Raw genomic sequence first — 14,685 nt, 5'->3', positions numbered from 1 at the left:
GATCTTCCGCTTGAAGCTGTCCTCTGCGGTTTGCCTCATGCGGAAGGGCGTCATTTCCGTTCCGTCGAATAGATTGCTATTCGGTCTTCAGGCCCAGTATTCCGTCTCTCTCCATCACAGTTTTTTTGTTCTCGCAGACAAATTCTGTGATTCCATATTCGTGTATCTCACGCCTATATTTGATAATGAATATAAGGCCTTGATAGACACTTGGGATCTTCGATTGTGATATCGTTCTGCAAAATATCCGACCCGATAAGGTAAAGGCGCTCGACGATCTTCATGGTCCCGCCATGCGGGATATCCTCGTAGCGAACCTCCGCGATTTCTTGACCAGCGATCGGTTCCGATCGCGTGGAAATCGCTCTAAAGATTGCGCGGCTATGCTCGCATCTTTGTGGCCTGCTTCACCAGGCGGCGAGCAATCGGCCGTCCGGAACCTTGACCTTCGCCAGCATCCCACCCGTTTGCCCGTTCTTGAGAGGATGCATGGCCACGCGCACGCGCTCGCCCGCCTTGATCGTGTTGAATTTCCAACCTGCATGGCGCATCAATGCTGGACTGCTGCACTCCAGCGTATAGCGAACCGTCTTTCCATTGACCGGCACGTCGAGCATCACGAACGCATGCGGGTTCGTCCATTCGAACTTGCCCACCTCACCTTGCAGGACGACGGTCTTGGTCTGGTCGAACATTGCAAAGGAATGATGGGCGGAAGCGGGCGCACTGATCACCCCCAGAACTGCGAGAGCAAGTACAGATCGCGCGATTTTCACACTCATCTTCATTCTCCTGAAAGAGCTTGTTTGGCCTGCTGGTCTTTTCATGCCATTGATCGCCAACCGCGACATCGACGCAAGAGCGGCGCCAAAGCGCAACGGTATCGTGAAGCTCGAACGATTGTCTCGCAAAACCAACCGGCTTTCCATCTTCATATGTCGTCCGCCCCCTATCGCTGGCTGTGGCCGGCTCTTCGCTTATGCCAATTGCAGAACGCCAGATAACATTCACGAATCGGGTGACGCCGAATCGGATGCTCAATTTAGGTAACTAATATCCGTATTAACGCAATACTGTTGCGTTATATGAACGGTAACGAACATCACGCGCGACGTAACAATCTTGATTATCAATGAAAGAAAATACCTGTTTATCAATGTATTGATTCAATTTCCGTGAGCCAAAGGATGTTCGTTGGCGCACCCGCATCGATCGGCCTGGAAAGCGGGATATTTTCACCAAACAGCCTATCAAGCGCTACAACAATCATCTATTATTCGAGCGATTTGTTGCGCTGCTGGCGCACCGGGACGACGCATTATAACGCGCAATTCCGGACCGCAGGGAAGGCGCGGCCGTTTTCAACGCCACCAATCGGGAGAAGATCATGCCAATTGCTGGAAGTTTTGCGCGGTGAATGTGTCGCAGGCGACATGGCCGCTGCGCCAAGGGCGCCCGGTCAATCCACGCGCCCGGATCCGCGTTGGCGTCGTGTGGAATGCCAGGCGGACGCAGGAGTGTGCCGGCCAGCATTCGCCCCCCCCAATGTGCGCGCGGCAAGATACGCGGACGTCCCAGCCGCGATACCATCAGGAGAATGACAGATGAGCCTTCAGAGCTTTGCAACATGGCTCTACGCCACCCCGCTGGCAACAACGATCCGTGACGAGCCATGGATCATTCCTTCGGTCCAGAGCGTCCATATTCTCGCCATAGCGGTGGTTGTCGGATCGGCCCTGGTATCGGACCTGCGACTTGCAGGCGTGCTGGCGACCGACACGCTCCCCAATGTCGTCGTGCGTCGTTATCTGCGCTGGATGTGGGTGGCCCTTGCCGTCCTGCTCGCGACAGGCTCACTCATGGCAATCGGCGAACCGGACCGCGTGCTGACGAATTTCACCTTCTGGCTCAAAATGGGGCTGGTGGTCGTCGCATGCCTTCTCACCTGGTATTTTCGGCGTCCACTCCTCCATCCCGAGTTTCAACTCGACAGCGCGAGATGGCGCCCTCTTGTGAAGCCCGCCGCCTGGCTGTCGCTGGCCATCTGGATCTGCGTCATCTTTTGTGGGCGCTGGATCGCCTACACGATCTGAACGCCCCCCCTTTTCAACCCCATTCTACCGGAAGGATCTGCCGTGGATCTGATTACCATCTTCCAGAAACTGGAGGAGACACCGCTAGCCCTGGCGATCAAGGAAGGCGACAACAGCTTCCCGTGGATTGAATCGGTCCATGTTCTCGCCATCGTCCTGGTCGTCGGAACCATTGCGATCGTTGATCTTCGCCTGATCGGCTATGCCTCGCATCGCCGCGGAGCACGGCAACTGATCGTCGAACTGCTGCCTTACACCTGGGCGGCTTTCCTGCTCGCGGTCGTGACAGGATCGCTGCTCTTCATTTCCAACGCGGTCAAATATTCAGAGAACCCCATCTTCCTCGTCAAGATGGGGTTGCTAGTCGCGGCCGGCGTCAACATGGCCATATTCCACATGGGCGCCTATCGGAAAATCGCCGACTGGAACGATGCGCTGCCGCCGCCGGCCTCAGCGCGTTTCGCAGGCGCAAGTTCGCTTGCCCTCTGGATTGCCGTCGTCATTTGCGGCCGTTGGATCGGTTTTATCTGAAAATAGCAGGCTTGCGGCCTTATTGTTGATGTTTGGTAACACTAATCCGATTTTTCGATCAACTGTTGCGTATAGATCAGAATAGGCATATGCAGTGGAGGCAGCCCCGTCTACAGGGCGCGGACAAGCCTCGCGGGTGTTCGCTTGCCGCCACCGACAGGGCTTTGGGACGAAAGGATCACGCATGAAATGTCGACCTTGGCCCCTGACCCGACGTCTTCTTCAACAGCATTTTCAGGATGCCGCTCATGACACTTGACATTCAACGCGCTGGCCAGATCGATCAGGCCACCCATTTCCATCCCTTCACCTGGATCGAGGATCTCAAGCGGGACGGGCCCAACGTCATGACCGAGGGCAAGGGCGTTCGGATCAAGGATATTCACGGCAATGAATATCTCGACGGCATGGCGGGCCTGTGGTGCGTCAACCTGGGCTATGGTTGTGAAGAAGTTACGGAAGCGATCGCCGCGCAAAGCAAGCGCCTGTCTTTCTTCCACGCCTTCAACGGCATGTCGACCGATGTCGTCATCGAGGCAGCCGACGAGTTGCTCAAGCGTGCCCCCGTCCCCATGGCACGCGTGTTCTTTGGCGCGTCCGGCAGCGACGCGAACGAGACGCAGATCAAACTTATCTGGTATTATAACAACCTTCTGGGCCGTCCCAACAAGAAGAAGATCATTGCGCGCTGGAACGCCTATCACGGCTCCGGTGTGATGACCTCGAGCCTCACCGGCCTTCCCAGCATGCACAATCTGTTCGATCTGCCCATCGGCCCAATCCTGCATGTCACCGCGCCGCACCATTACCGCAAGGCGGCCGAAGGCCAGTCCGAACGTGATTTCTCGCGCGCGCTCGCGGCAGAACTTGAAGAACTGATCGCCCGAGAAGGCGCGGATACGATCGCCGCCTTCTTCGCCGAACCTGTCATGGGCGCGGGCGGCCTCATCGCGCCGCCCGAAGGTTATTTCGAAGAGATCGTCCCGATCCTCAAGCGCCACGACATCCTTCTGGTCCTTGATGAAGTCGTCTCCGGCTTCGGACGCCTCGGCACTTACTGGGGTAGCCAGACCTTCAATGTCGAGCCGGACCTGATCACTTCGGCCAAGGGCGTGACGAGCGGCTACTTTCCGATGTCTGCCTGCTTCATCTCACCAAAGATATGGGATGTAATTGAATCAAGCTCTCCCAAAGCGGGCCTGTTCGCTCACGGATACACCTATTCCGCCCATCCCGTTGGCGCTGCGGCGGCATTGGCAGCGCTCAAGGCGATCGATGACAGGAAAGTCGTCGAGAACGTCGCTGAAGTCGGCCCCTATCTCCATAGGTCGATGAAAGCCGCCTTCAGAGACGATCCGCTCGTTGGTGAAATCCGCGGCGTGGGCCTCATGATCGGCATCGAACTGGTCAGGGACAAGGCGACCAAGGAGGCCTTCCCGGCTTCCGACCGTGTGGGTCGCCGCGTACTGCAGGCGGCCGCGAAGGAAGGACTCATAACCCGCGCCCTGGGCGACACCCTTGTCTTCGCGCCGCCGCTCGTCATCAACCATGCGGAAATCGACGAGCTGGTGCAGAAGTTCAAGCAGGCTGTCGAAGCGGTCCGCGGCACCGTCGCCTGATTGAAGACCGGAATGCGGTCGAGCGGCACCTCAGCCGCTCACCCTTTCCTGTATTCGGACATCGTTTCTGGAGAGGCTCGAAGACATATGAAAATGAGCTCGGCGGAATCAGCCAGCGTGCGCACTTCAGTGCACTGCCTAAGTGCTGGAGGCCTTGCCGCGAGTGTCCTGATCGGAATCGTTGGTGCCTGGACCATCCTGATCACGCCGGGCCTCCTTGCGGTCGTGGCCGTGCAGGGCGCGCTCAGCGATCAGCAGCTTGGATATGTCGCTGCCTGGGAAATCAATGCGATGGCCGTCACAATCGGCCTCAGCACCTTCCTGCTTCCGCGCTGGGACTGGCGGCTGTGTGTCGCGGTCGGCCTTACCTTCATCATCGCCGGCAATGTCGCGACCGCGTTCAGCGCCGGCTATGCAGCGATTACATTGACACGAACGATCGCGGGCGCTGGAGAAGGCATTGCCGTGGGTTTTGCTTTCGCGGCGTTCGGTCGCGCCGAAAATCCTGATCGTGCCTTTTCCATCTATCTCGTCACCGGCGCGCTCGCCGGAGCAATTGCCCTGCTTTACCTGCCAAGTTGGCAGGAAAGCGTTGGCACCCGAACCTTGTTCCTTGCGAATGGCGCGCTTGGCGTGCTTACCCTAGGCGGCCTGTTCTGGTTTCCGCACGGCCGTGTCGCTGCCGACGACCCCAGAGCCACGGCGCTTTGTAACCGGCGCCTCGCTTTCCTGGCGCTGATCGGCGTGTTCTTCTATTTCGGCGCAATCAGCGCGATGTGGAGCTATGCGGAACGCATCGGTCAGGCCAGCGGCCTTGACGCCCACCAGATCGCGCGCGGTCTCTCTTACGGAACCTTTGCAGGCATGGGTGGGGCAGCTCTGGCGGGTTTGACGCCCCGACGCCTTGGCCGGATAGGACCCCTTCTTGTGAGCGGCGTCGTTTCCATCATCAGCTTCCGGCTGCTGGACGGCAGGCTGACACCGCACATCTTCATCATTGCCATGGTGCTGCTGCTCTTTGCCTGGAACTATGCCCAACCGCTTCTTTCAGGCGTCTGCTCCGATGCCGACCCGCGCGGCCGCATAGTCTGCGCCATGGGATCGATCCAGACGTTCGGGATGGGCTTTGGCCCGGCAGCCGTTGCCGCGACGCTGGGTTCAGGGAACTTTTCCCTCGCCGTGTGGGGAAGCTGCGCCGTGCTCGGGGCCAGCCTTCTTCTGGTGGTCAGCGCTATTCGTACAAGCTGACCTTTAAACAGCTACCCTATTACTGCCGGTTGAACATTCCGATGTGGAACCGCGCGCTACGTCTGCCTGCCAAGACCCCGATCCGCCTGAGCGCCGCAAACCATTAGGGTCAGGCAGAAGGAGCATTGCCAGGGATCAGCATATGACCAAAGGCGCGCCTGCTTTGCGCCAGGGGGATCGGCGGATCGAAGACGATCCGCCGGAGAGCCGCTCAGAGGAAAACAGCGCGAGACAGGCCGCCATCCACCGCAATGGATTCGCCGGTGATGCCACTGGCGAGCTGCGACGCCAGGAACACGATCGGATCGGCAACTTCCTCCACCTCGAGCATGCGGCGCAGTGCGGCAGGCCCGGCTGCCTCCCGCTCGACGATCGCTTCAAAGGTCGTGCCTTCCTCATCGGCCATCTCGCGGAACCAGCTTTCGACGTGCTCGGTGCGCGTGACGCCGGGATGGATGATATTGGCCGTTATACCATCTTGGCCGACTTCGTCCGATAGCGTCTTGGTGAAATGCACGAGCGCGGTGTTACGCATGCCGCTCAGCGCTTCGGTGCAGCGCGCTGTAAGGCCGCCGACATTGACAATGCGTCCCCACTGGGCCTTGCGCATGTGCGGAACGCTCGCCTTGCACATCCGGAAATACCCCATCAGCTTCGTGTTCAGGTCAAGAAGCAGGGCATCTTCATCGGCTTCCTCGATGGCATTGCGCACCAGGCCGCCGGGCGCGGCGGCGCAATTGACAAGGATATGCAAGCCGCCAAAGAGACGCACGGTCTCGTCGACGGCCGCCTGGACCGACCCCTTGTCGGTCGTATCGACCGCGATCGCCGCGATCTCGCCCCCCGTATCAGCCCGAAGTTCTCCGGCCGCCGCGTCCAGCGCGGCCTTTGTGCGGGCGGCAATCACCACCTTGACGCCCGCTCGCGCCAACTTGCGGGCGGTCTCCTTGCCGATGCCGACACTGCCGCCGGTGATGATGGCAACCTTGCCTGACAAACCAAGATCGATGCTCATTCGTCTCTCCCTTTCAATGGCGCGCGCGCGATGGTCACGGATACAGATCCAAGGCCGCCAAAGTCGGCCAGGATTTCTTCTTCGGATTCAAGATCGGTAATGCCGGTGGCACTGCCGCTCGCCACCAATTGCCCACGGGTCAGGCGCTGGCCGCAGCGAGCAAGCCAGTTGGCGAGCCAGGTGACGGAGCGAAGCGGATTGCCCAGCACCGCCGCGGTCGAACCACGAACCGGATCGCGACCCTTGCAATATAGATTCACAGGAATATCGGAAAAGCGCTCGTCCCAGCCCGAGGCAAGACGGGATCCCACGATGAGCAGTTCGGCATTGCTGTTGTCGGCGACGAGCTGCGCGACTGTTACATCGTCATCGTCGTAGCGCGACGCGCAAAGCTCAATACCCGCGAACAGACCGGAAATGCGTCGTGCGATATCGCTCTCGGACAGGGGGGCAGAGCCGACGGGAAAATCCTCGCCGATCTCGACTATGAGCTCGGCTTCGGCGAAGCGCTGATAGGAGACGGAATCGATCCGAACAGGCGATTGCATGAAATCGCGGCTCCGCAGTCCACCGGCGATGGGTTCGCTCGTTCCCATTGCATGCTGCGCCGCAGAGGTCGTCAAACCGACCTTGTAGCCCCCCAGGGACTCGCCCAGCGCCGCAAGGGTTTCAGACTGGATTGCATAAGCTTCGTCCAAAGAGAAGGGGGCGACGGGTCGCGCTGCCAATCCCTCGCCCTGACGGGCCTTGACCAGTCTCTGCACAACATCGCGCGATGCGGTTTCCACAATGCACTCCAGTTCAGTGTTCCCAGGCCGCCTACATGCCTCCATTGTCTATTCAATGCAACATTCATGCTCAAAAACTATCTATTGTTCAGTTAAACAAGATGATGTAGGTATTGCATCAACACGAACAGGAGGGCCCTCCCCACGGGCCCCGGTTGGAGCATCAGGATGACGGCACTTTCCTCCATTCAAACACCCCGCGCGGTTGCAGCGCGACTCAGCGAGTCGCTGAGCAAGGCCCCTCGCCAGCTTTTTATCGGCGGCAAGCATGTGGACGCCCTGTCCGGCCGTACGTTTGCAACGACCAACCCGGCTACCGGCGAGGAACTGTGCCAAGTCGCCCATGCCGGACCGGAAGACGTCGATCTGGCGGTCAAGGCGGCGCGGCGCGCGTTCGAGGATCCGGCATGGCGCCGGATGAGCGCCATGGACCGTTCGATGCTACTTTATCGTCTCGCCGACCTGATCGAGCGGGACGCCCATGAGCTGGCGGTCCTCGAATGCCTGGACAATGGCAAACCCGCGACCCTGACGCGGCTTGTTGAAATCGAAGGCTCGATCAAGACCTTCCGTTACTTCGCGGGCTGGCCCTCGAAGTTCGGCGGAGAGACTCTCCCCGTTTCACCGCGGGGCGGCCTTCAGATCCTTAACTACACGACGCGTGAACCGGTTGGCGTGGCCGCATTGATCGTGCCGTGGAATTATCCCATGTCGATGGCGGCCTGGAAGATTGCACCGGCGGTGGCGGCCGGCTGCGCCGTCGTGCTCAAGCCTGCGGAGCAGACGCCGCTCACGGCGCTGCGTCTTGCCGAACTGGCGCTCGAAGCAGGCTTTCCGGCGGGCATCATCAACGTCGTGACCGGTTTTGGTGACGCGGGCGCGGCGCTGGTCGAACATCCCGGGGTCGACAAGGTCGCTTTCACCGGCTCAACCGAGGTGGGCAAGGCTATAGTGCGGGCCTCCACGGGCAATCTCAAGAAGGTCTCCCTGGAACTGGGCGGCAAATCGCCCCAGATCGTCCTGCCAGATGCCGATCTGAGCGCGGCGGCGGCGTCGATCGCGCAAGGCATTTTCTTCAACCAGGGGCAGACCTGCACGGCCGGTTCGCGCCTCTATGCTCATGAGGCTGTCTATGACGAGCTCGTGGAAGCGATCGCCGGCCATGCCCGCGCACTCAAGATCGGCAATGGCCTGGACGAAGACGTCAATTTCGGTCCGCTGATCTCCGAGGAACAGTGGAACCAGGTCAGCGGCTATGTCGAGATCGGCGTGAACGAAGGCGCGCGCGTGCTGACAGGCGGTGCCCGTCCATCCGGGCTGGATAATGGCTATTTCTTCGAGCCCACCATCCTGGGCGATGCGCAGGCGGGTATGCGCGTGGTGCGTGAAGAGATATTCGGACCGGTTCTGAGCGCCTTGTCGTGGAAGGATGCGGATCAGTTGATCGCTGAAGCCAATAATTCGGACTTCGGCCTTTCTGCCGGTATCTGGACCAACGATATCAAGAGCGCTCACCGCATCGCCGGTGCTGTGAAGGCCGGTTCGGTGTGGATCAACTGCTTCAATCTCGTCGATCCTGCAACGCCGTTCGGCGGCTTCAAGCAGTCAGGCTGGGGCCGCGAACATGGTCGGCAGGCGATGGAACTCTACAGCGAAACCAAGAGCGTCTGGGTCAACCTGACCTGAGACGAAGTCCATGGAGACACAGAAGGAAGCTCTCATGTTCACTCCTAAAATCCGGCGCATCGCGCACCTCGTCCTCTATGTGAAAGATCCGGAAGCCTCCGCTGCCTGGTACAAGGACGTGCTCGGTATGGAGGTTGTCACCCGCATCAACGGCGGTCCCTATGAAGGCGGCATATTCCTCACCTTCGGGGTTCATGATCATGACATCGCACTTTTCCCCGCTCCTCCCGGCGCCACCAAGGGGCTGGAATTCGAGCATGTGGCTCTGGAGCTCGATAGTCAGCATAGCCTGGAGGATCTTCGCCGGGTCTATGCCACCTTCATCGAAAAGAAGGTGCGAATTCATGAAATTCTGAACCATGGAGTATCGGTGGGCATATATTTCCATGATCCCGATGGACATATGCTCGAAGTCGTCGCCCAGGTCGTCGACCCTGCAGGTGGCGCGGCGATCGAGGAACTGGGCCGAAATGAAGGCCAAGCCGATCCGTTCGAGCTTTCTCCGCTCTACGACTAACCCCCGCCGCCCTCCTTCGCCGAGGCCGAGAGGCAAGCCTATCGCAGCGATATAGGCGCCCACGTCCATGTCCGCGCGACAATATCATCGATCACAACAGGAAGGAATCATCGTTACCATGTCCGAGCGCCCGAGCAATTTCAACGGCCTGCACATCCGCAAATGGTTCACCTATGAGGAAGAAACGCTGGCCATCGAAACTGGCCGGCTGGCCGATGGCGAACCGGTGGTCAAGATCGTCGTCGCCGCCGCCATCGCCAATCCCCATGCAGGAAAGTTCACCAATTCCTTCGACGAGGTGATCGCCGCGTCCGAGCATCTGGGCATCGAATTCGGCCGCCGCATCCAGGAGCGCCTCGCCGGCCGAAAGGTCGAAAGCTATGGCAAGGCCGCCATTGTCGGTGCCAATGGCGAATATGAACATGGCAATGCATTCCTGACGACGAACTTCGCCAATCCCGTCCGCGAAGCCGTGGGCGGCGCAGAGGCGTGGGTACCCTCCACCGGAAAGCGCGGCGGTCCGGGTACCGAAATCGACATTCCGCTCGCCCACAAGGATGCGCTGTATGTGCGCTCGCACTATGATACCTTCTCTGTCAGCTTCGGCGATGCGCCGAGCCCCGATGAAGTCGTCATCGCGATGGCAGTCGCCACAAGAGGCCGTCTGCACCCGCGCCTGGGTGGCCTCACTTCGGCTGAGGCCGTCGGCAAGGACGGCCTTCGCTGATTCCCCTCATCAGGTGATGGAATAAAACCATGCGAGAGACCGCGCCAGTCGCACCGCAGCCCCTTCCAGGCGAGCGTGTCGCCTTTCACGAGGGGAACGGCATCAAGCTTCGCGTCCGGGAATGGGGCGCCAAGGATGCCCCTGCCCTCGTGCTCCTGCACGGATTGCGGGGCTTTTCGGGGACCTGGCGCGGTCTCGCCGAACATCTGGCCGAGGATTATCGCCTCATCGCCATCGATCAGCGAGGTCGGGGCGAAAGCGATTGGGACCCGGGCCGAAACTATTATACCGATGCTTATCTGGGCGACCTTGAGGCAGTGGTGGAAACGCTCGGTCTCCAGCGCTTCGCGCTTCTAGGCCATTCGATGGGGGGGACCACGGCATATGTCTATGCGGCCAAGCACCCCGACCGCCTGTTCGCACTCATCATCGAGGACATTGCGCCTGGCGCCTCCATCCAGGGTGAAGGGGCTGAACGGATCAAGGCCGAAATGGCTGCGCTACCGTCTGATTTCGAGAATTGGGACGCCGCTCGGGCTTATTGGCGCTCGGCACGGCCGACCGTCTCCACCGAAGCCCTTGAGCAGCGCCTTGCAGAGAGTCTGCGGGAAGCCCCCGATGGCAGGATTGCCTGGCAATATGATGCAAAAGGGATCAGCGAGACGCGCCTCCATCCCGATCCCCTGCGCGTCGTAGATCTCTGGCCGGTGATCGAGCGTATCGACACGCCGACATTGATCATTCGCGGAGAGCGTTCGGACTTCTGCGCGATGGAGGCTGTAACGGAAATGCAGCGCCGAAACGCGTATATCCAGTCGCTGACGGTCGCAGGCGCAAGCCACTATGTCCATGATGATGCGCCCGCTGCCTTCGTTCGGCACGTAAGGCGCTTTCTGTCCGCAACGCTGCGACCGTGACATTTGGTGCCGCGTGAATCGCCATGCGGTAATCTGAAAATTTTCCAGGCGAAATGAGAAGTTGGAGGAAATTGTGGCCGCAACAAATGGTGCGCATCTGCTGCTTGAAACGGCGCGCGATCTCGGCGTGGAAATCTGCTTCGCCAATCCCGGCACGACCGAGCTGACGCTCGTCGACGCGCTGGACAGTGTTCCCGAAATCCGGCCGGTGCTGGGCCTGTTCGAAGGCGTCTGCACCGGCGCGGCTGACGGCTATTCCCGTGTATCGGGCAAAACCGCCCTCACGCTTCTCCATCTTGGGCCGGGCTTTGCAAACGGGATTGCAAACCTCCACAATGCGCGCCGCGCCCGCTCTTCGATCATCAACCTGATCGGCGACCACGCGACGTGGCATTTGCCGTATGACGCGCCGCTCACCTCGGATATCGAATCCCTTGCCAGGCCGGTGTCCCAGGCGGTCATCCGCCTGGCCGATGCCGCGACCCTCAGCGCCGATGTGACCCATGCCGTCGCGCTGGCGATGAGTGCGCCGGGCAGCATCGTCACGCTCATCGCACCCACGGACATCATGGACGCACCGGCCGCTGCCAACAGATCGCCTGCGCTCGCGGCCAGGGAACAGTATCGCATTCCGTCACCCGACGAGATCGCCGACCGGGCAAAGGCCATCCCGGCTGACGCGGATGTCATTTTCCTTTTGGGCGGTAGCGGCGCTCTGCACGAAGGCGCGATCCGGGCCGCAGGGCGCGTGGCCGACAAGATCGGCGCACGGCTGCTCATGGAATCTTATCCGCGCATCGTTGATCTCGGCGGCGATCTGCCCCGCCTCGAACGTCTCGCCTATTTTCCCCAGGATGTGATCGCCCAGCTCGGCGATGCAACGATCGTCCTGGTCGGCGCGAAGACGCCGGTCAGCTATTTCGGCTATGAGGGACAACCGAGCCAGCTCGTCAGCGATGAGAAGCTGGTGATCCTTGCCGAGGACAATGAGTGCGGCGCCACCGCGCTGGAACTGCTTTACGAGCGTCTGAAGGAGCGCTCGTCTTCCCCTTCCAGCCCTCCGCCTTCCGCTCGAATCCGCAGCAACGACCTCACGCCAGACGAAATTGTCGAAGAACTGATCGTGCAGTTGCCCGAAGGCGCCATCATTTCCCTTGAAGGATCGACGCTGGGCGGCCCGTTCCTGCGCGAATCCTACCGTGCGGCGCGCCATCGCGTGATGACGAACACGGGCGGTGCGATCGGCCAGGGGCTTCCCTGCGCGGTAGGTGCCTCGCTGGGTGCGCCTGGCGCACGAATCGTCTCCCTGCAATCCGACGGAAGCGCCCAATATACGTTGCAGTCTCTCTGGACGATGGCTCGCGAGAACCTCCCCATCATCATCGTCATGGCCGCCAATCACCGCTACGGGATCCTGCAGACCGAACTGAAGCGGGCCGATGCTGACCTTAGCCTGCCCGCGATCGAGACGCTCACGTGCCTCGATAATCCCAAGACAGACTGGACGGCGCTGGCGCAAGGCTATGGCGTGGCAGCGATCCGGGCGACCAACTCGCAGGAATTCGCCGCAGCACTGAAGCGGGGTTTTTCGCATGACGGTCCCCTCCTCATTCAGGCCGAACTGCCATGAGCCACCTGCAACGGGATACCGATGTCCCCGTCGCCCTCATAACAGGGGGCAGCGGCGGCATGGGCTATGCGATTGCCGCGGTTCTAGCGCGCAAGACATTTGCCGTCGTCATCACGGCCCGCGACATGCAAAGGCTGGAAGACGCCGCCAGCCGGCTCAGGAAGAATAGCCAGGGTGTGATCGAGGCCCTGCATTCCGACGCGACCGATCAGAACTCCGTCGACCACCTGATCGCATCCGTCCTCGAGCGTTTCGGTCGTATCGACCTGCTGGTCAACTGCGCCGCCAGTACATCGAGCGTCTCGGGCGATGTCGCACAGATCGAGGTCGATGCCATTCTCGATGACCTCAATACCAAGGTCTGCGGCTATCTGCGCTACACCCGCGCCGTGACGCCCGCCATGACCAGCCAGCAGGCGGGACGGATCGTCAATATCGGCGGTCTGACCGGCCGTAATTCGGATACGTTGAGCGGGATGCGCAACGTCGCGGTTACGCATATGACCAAGGCCCTTTCCGATGCCTTGGGACCCAAGGGCATCACGGTCAACGCGCTTCACCCCGGCATCGTCCGGACCCCCCATCTTGACGAGCTCTTCGAAGAACTGGCCCATGACGGCCAATGCACGGTAGAGGATGTCGCAGAGGACTTCATCTCGCGCATTCCGCTGCGGCGCGTCATCGATGCCGAGGAGATCGGCGATGTCGTAGCCTTCCTGGCCTCCCCCGCCGGCGCTTCCATTACGGGCGAATCGATCGCCATCGACGGGGGTTTTTCGCGCGGCATTTATCTTTAACGGGGTCCACAAAACAGGAAGACAAGAGATGGAAGAGACGGAGCAGCCCAGGACTGGCGAAAGCGTGGTCGATCGTTACCCCCCCTCCCTCCGGCTCCTTCATTGGACGCGCGCCGTGCTGATCCTGGGCCTTATCATCGTGGGGTGGACCATGACGTCCCTTGCGGATGAAGTCCCCGCCAAATATGGCATCTTCTATCCTTGGCATAAATCCTTCGGACTGCTTGCCTTTCTCGTCGTTGTCGTCCAGCTCATCATACGCGCCCGGACAGATTTGCCCGAACCGCCAGAGGCACTCACGCGCGGTGAGCGGTTTCTCGCCAAGTTCGTGCATCGTGCCATATATGTGCTTCTCGTGCTCGTGCCCGTGATGGGCTATTTCATGTCGAGCACCTATACGATGAGCGATGGCGTCTTTTTCTTCGGTACCAACCTGCCCGAATTGCTCCCGAAGAATGACAATTGGTTCGCCGTCTTCCAATGGCTTCACAAGGTGTTGGCCTATAGCTTGCTGGGATTGATTGCGCTCCATGTCGCCGGCGCCATAAAACACCGCTTCTTCGATCACACGCGTGCGGGCGATGTGCTGCACCGCATGCTTTGAACCGGAGAAACGATGGCCCAGCCTTCTGAACCTAGGCATGATCGCGGCCCTAAACCGGCCGCAATGTCACACGGCAATGAAGCATGGGCTACTGAGGGGCACCGTCATTGCGGCTCGACCTCCCTCAACCAGCTATCCGCTTCGTGGAATGCCGAGAAAATGACGCAATTTTCCATTTGCTTCAGAGTACGGTGCACTTGCATGCGCAAAAGCGCCTGAGGGATGACCATCGCATTGCGGCTGATCGGCCTGCCGATACACAGATCGACGAAACGCTTGTTCAGTTCGACGACTTCCTGGGATTGCGCACCCCATTCCGAAAGATCGTCCAGCAGCGTAAAGGAGCTCCCGGCAGCCATCGCACGGTCAAGCGCCTCTTCGAAAATTGCTTGCGCTTGCAGAGCCTCCGCTACGGACCAGAAACCTTTGTAGCGCAAGTGAAGCCGCCGCGTAGCCGGGTCGAGTGTATAATGGAGCATCGGTCGGCCTTCCCTGAGAAATGCCTCGTCGGGC

General features: G+C 60.1%; 16 protein-coding genes. 11 read left to right on the top strand and 5 right to left on the bottom strand.

All coding sequences use genetic code 11. From position 1 onward, the window contains the following. Nucleotides 1-407 precede the first annotated feature (407 nt). Nucleotides 408-935, bottom strand: a complete 528-nt coding sequence (locus MRBLSP13_RS20175; protein ID WP_363756314.1) for a DUF6152 family protein — start codon at nucleotides 933-935, stop codon at nucleotides 408-410. A gap of 669 nt (nucleotides 936-1,604) precedes the next feature. Between MRBLSP13_RS20175 and MRBLSP13_RS20170 the strand changes: the two genes are divergently transcribed. Then, a complete protein-coding gene (locus tag MRBLSP13_RS20170; protein WP_363737099.1) occupies nucleotides 1,605-2,093 on the top strand; it encodes a DUF6644 family protein in 489 nt (162 codons plus the stop codon). Nucleotides 2,094-2,135: 42 nt separating this feature from the next. Continuing rightward, nucleotides 2,136-2,624 (top strand): DUF6644 family protein, encoded by a 489-nt coding sequence (locus tag MRBLSP13_RS20165; RefSeq protein ID WP_363737100.1) that lies wholly within the window; start codon nucleotides 2,136-2,138, stop codon nucleotides 2,622-2,624. A gap of 110 nt (nucleotides 2,625-2,734) precedes the next feature. On the opposite strand, the gene MRBLSP13_RS20160 is transcribed toward MRBLSP13_RS20165, so the two are convergent. Next, complete coding sequence (locus MRBLSP13_RS20160; protein ID WP_363756429.1) at nucleotides 2,735-3,010, bottom strand: hypothetical protein; 276 nt, start codon at nucleotides 3,008-3,010, stop codon at nucleotides 2,735-2,737. Here MRBLSP13_RS20160 and MRBLSP13_RS20155 point away from each other — a divergent pair. Together MRBLSP13_RS20155 and MRBLSP13_RS20150 are read left to right on the top strand one after the other, a co-directional pair. Beyond that, nucleotides 2,903-4,243, top strand: a complete 1,341-nt coding sequence (locus MRBLSP13_RS20155; protein ID WP_363756423.1) for an aminotransferase — start codon at nucleotides 2,903-2,905, stop codon at nucleotides 4,241-4,243. The two genes, MRBLSP13_RS20160 and MRBLSP13_RS20155, sit on opposite strands and share 108 nt — an antisense overlap. A 129-nt stretch (nucleotides 4,244-4,372) precedes the next feature. Further along, nucleotides 4,373-5,491 (top strand): MFS transporter, encoded by a 1,119-nt coding sequence (locus MRBLSP13_RS20150; protein ID WP_363756312.1) that lies wholly within the window; start codon nucleotides 4,373-4,375, stop codon nucleotides 5,489-5,491. A gap of 211 nt (nucleotides 5,492-5,702) precedes the next feature. Here MRBLSP13_RS20150 and MRBLSP13_RS20145 read toward each other — a convergent pair whose 3' ends face one another. Together MRBLSP13_RS20145 and MRBLSP13_RS20140 are read right to left on the bottom strand one after the other, a co-directional pair. Further along, nucleotides 5,703-6,506: an SDR family NAD(P)-dependent oxidoreductase gene (locus tag MRBLSP13_RS20145; RefSeq protein ID WP_363756310.1), complete on the bottom strand. Its 804-nt coding sequence runs from the start codon at nucleotides 6,504-6,506 to the stop codon at nucleotides 5,703-5,705. Beyond that, nucleotides 6,503-7,294, bottom strand: coding sequence for a 2-keto-4-pentenoate hydratase (locus MRBLSP13_RS20140; protein WP_363756308.1), 792 nt, complete (start codon nucleotides 7,292-7,294; stop codon nucleotides 6,503-6,505). The genes MRBLSP13_RS20145 and MRBLSP13_RS20140 overlap by 4 nt, the downstream gene beginning before the upstream one ends. 168 nt (nucleotides 7,295-7,462) lie before the next feature. On the opposite strand from MRBLSP13_RS20140, the gene MRBLSP13_RS20135 reads away from it, so the two are divergent. From MRBLSP13_RS20135 to MRBLSP13_RS20105, 7 genes are all read left to right on the top strand, one after another. After that, entirely contained in the window at nucleotides 7,463-8,980 is a 1,518-nt protein-coding gene (locus tag MRBLSP13_RS20135; RefSeq protein ID WP_363756306.1) for an aldehyde dehydrogenase family protein, read from the top strand. 34 nt (nucleotides 8,981-9,014) lie between these two features. Further along, complete coding sequence (locus MRBLSP13_RS20130) at nucleotides 9,015-9,497, top strand: VOC family protein (protein ID WP_133654979.1); 483 nt, start codon at nucleotides 9,015-9,017, stop codon at nucleotides 9,495-9,497. A gap of 118 nt (nucleotides 9,498-9,615) precedes the next feature. After that, nucleotides 9,616-10,224, top strand: a complete 609-nt coding sequence (locus tag MRBLSP13_RS20125) for an amino acid synthesis family protein (protein WP_363737105.1) — start codon at nucleotides 9,616-9,618, stop codon at nucleotides 10,222-10,224. A gap of 29 nt (nucleotides 10,225-10,253) precedes the next feature. Then, complete coding sequence (locus MRBLSP13_RS20120; protein WP_363756304.1) at nucleotides 10,254-11,141, top strand: alpha/beta fold hydrolase; 888 nt, start codon at nucleotides 10,254-10,256, stop codon at nucleotides 11,139-11,141. A 73-nt stretch (nucleotides 11,142-11,214) separates the two neighbouring features. After that, a complete protein-coding gene (locus MRBLSP13_RS20115) occupies nucleotides 11,215-12,771 on the top strand; it encodes an acetolactate synthase large subunit (protein ID WP_363756302.1) in 1,557 nt (518 codons plus the stop codon). Further along, a complete protein-coding gene (locus tag MRBLSP13_RS20110; protein WP_363756300.1) occupies nucleotides 12,768-13,568 on the top strand; it encodes an SDR family NAD(P)-dependent oxidoreductase in 801 nt (266 codons plus the stop codon). The genes MRBLSP13_RS20115 and MRBLSP13_RS20110 overlap by 4 nt, the downstream gene beginning before the upstream one ends. Before the next feature lie 28 nt (nucleotides 13,569-13,596). Continuing rightward, complete coding sequence (locus MRBLSP13_RS20105) at nucleotides 13,597-14,172, top strand: cytochrome b (RefSeq protein WP_363756298.1); 576 nt, start codon at nucleotides 13,597-13,599, stop codon at nucleotides 14,170-14,172. A 104-nt stretch (nucleotides 14,173-14,276) separates the two neighbouring features. On the opposite strand, the gene MRBLSP13_RS20100 is transcribed toward MRBLSP13_RS20105, so the two are convergent. Further along, nucleotides 14,277-14,651: a hypothetical protein gene (locus MRBLSP13_RS20100; RefSeq protein WP_363737110.1), complete on the bottom strand. Its 375-nt coding sequence runs from the start codon at nucleotides 14,649-14,651 to the stop codon at nucleotides 14,277-14,279. Nucleotides 14,652-14,685 lie beyond the last annotated feature (34 nt).

Source organism: Sphingobium sp. LSP13-1-1.1 (assembly GCF_040676415.1).
Lineage (GTDB): Bacteria > Pseudomonadota > Alphaproteobacteria > Sphingomonadales > Sphingomonadaceae > Sphingobium.
The sequence above is the reverse complement of the archived record's forward strand: the minus strand, read 5'-3'. Positions and strand labels throughout refer to the sequence as shown.

What these genes read in the sequence shown, in the direction of transcription:
- MRBLSP13_RS20175 (WP_363756314.1), bottom strand. Translation starts at nt 935, where the DNA reads ATGAAGATGGAAAGCCGGTTGGTTTTGCGAGACAATCGTTCGAGCTTC.
- MRBLSP13_RS20170 (WP_363737099.1), top strand. Translation starts at nt 1,605, where the DNA reads ATGAGCCTTCAGAGCTTTGCAACATGGCTCTACGCCACCCCGCTGGCA.
- MRBLSP13_RS20145 (WP_363756310.1), bottom strand. Translation starts at nt 6,506, where the DNA reads ATGAGCATCGATCTTGGTTTGTCAGGCAAGGTTGCCATCATCACCGGC.
- MRBLSP13_RS20135 (WP_363756306.1), top strand. Translation starts at nt 7,463, where the DNA reads ATGACGGCACTTTCCTCCATTCAAACACCCCGCGCGGTTGCAGCGCGA.
- MRBLSP13_RS20130 (WP_133654979.1), top strand. Translation starts at nt 9,015, where the DNA reads ATGTTCACTCCTAAAATCCGGCGCATCGCGCACCTCGTCCTCTATGTG.
- MRBLSP13_RS20125 (WP_363737105.1), top strand. Translation starts at nt 9,616, where the DNA reads ATGTCCGAGCGCCCGAGCAATTTCAACGGCCTGCACATCCGCAAATGG.
- MRBLSP13_RS20120 (WP_363756304.1), top strand. Translation starts at nt 10,254, where the DNA reads ATGCGAGAGACCGCGCCAGTCGCACCGCAGCCCCTTCCAGGCGAGCGT.
- MRBLSP13_RS20110 (WP_363756300.1), top strand. Translation starts at nt 12,768, where the DNA reads ATGAGCCACCTGCAACGGGATACCGATGTCCCCGTCGCCCTCATAACA.
- MRBLSP13_RS20105 (WP_363756298.1), top strand. Translation starts at nt 13,597, where the DNA reads ATGGAAGAGACGGAGCAGCCCAGGACTGGCGAAAGCGTGGTCGATCGT.
- MRBLSP13_RS20100 (WP_363737110.1), bottom strand. Translation starts at nt 14,651, where the DNA reads ATGCTCCATTATACACTCGACCCGGCTACGCGGCGGCTTCACTTGCGC.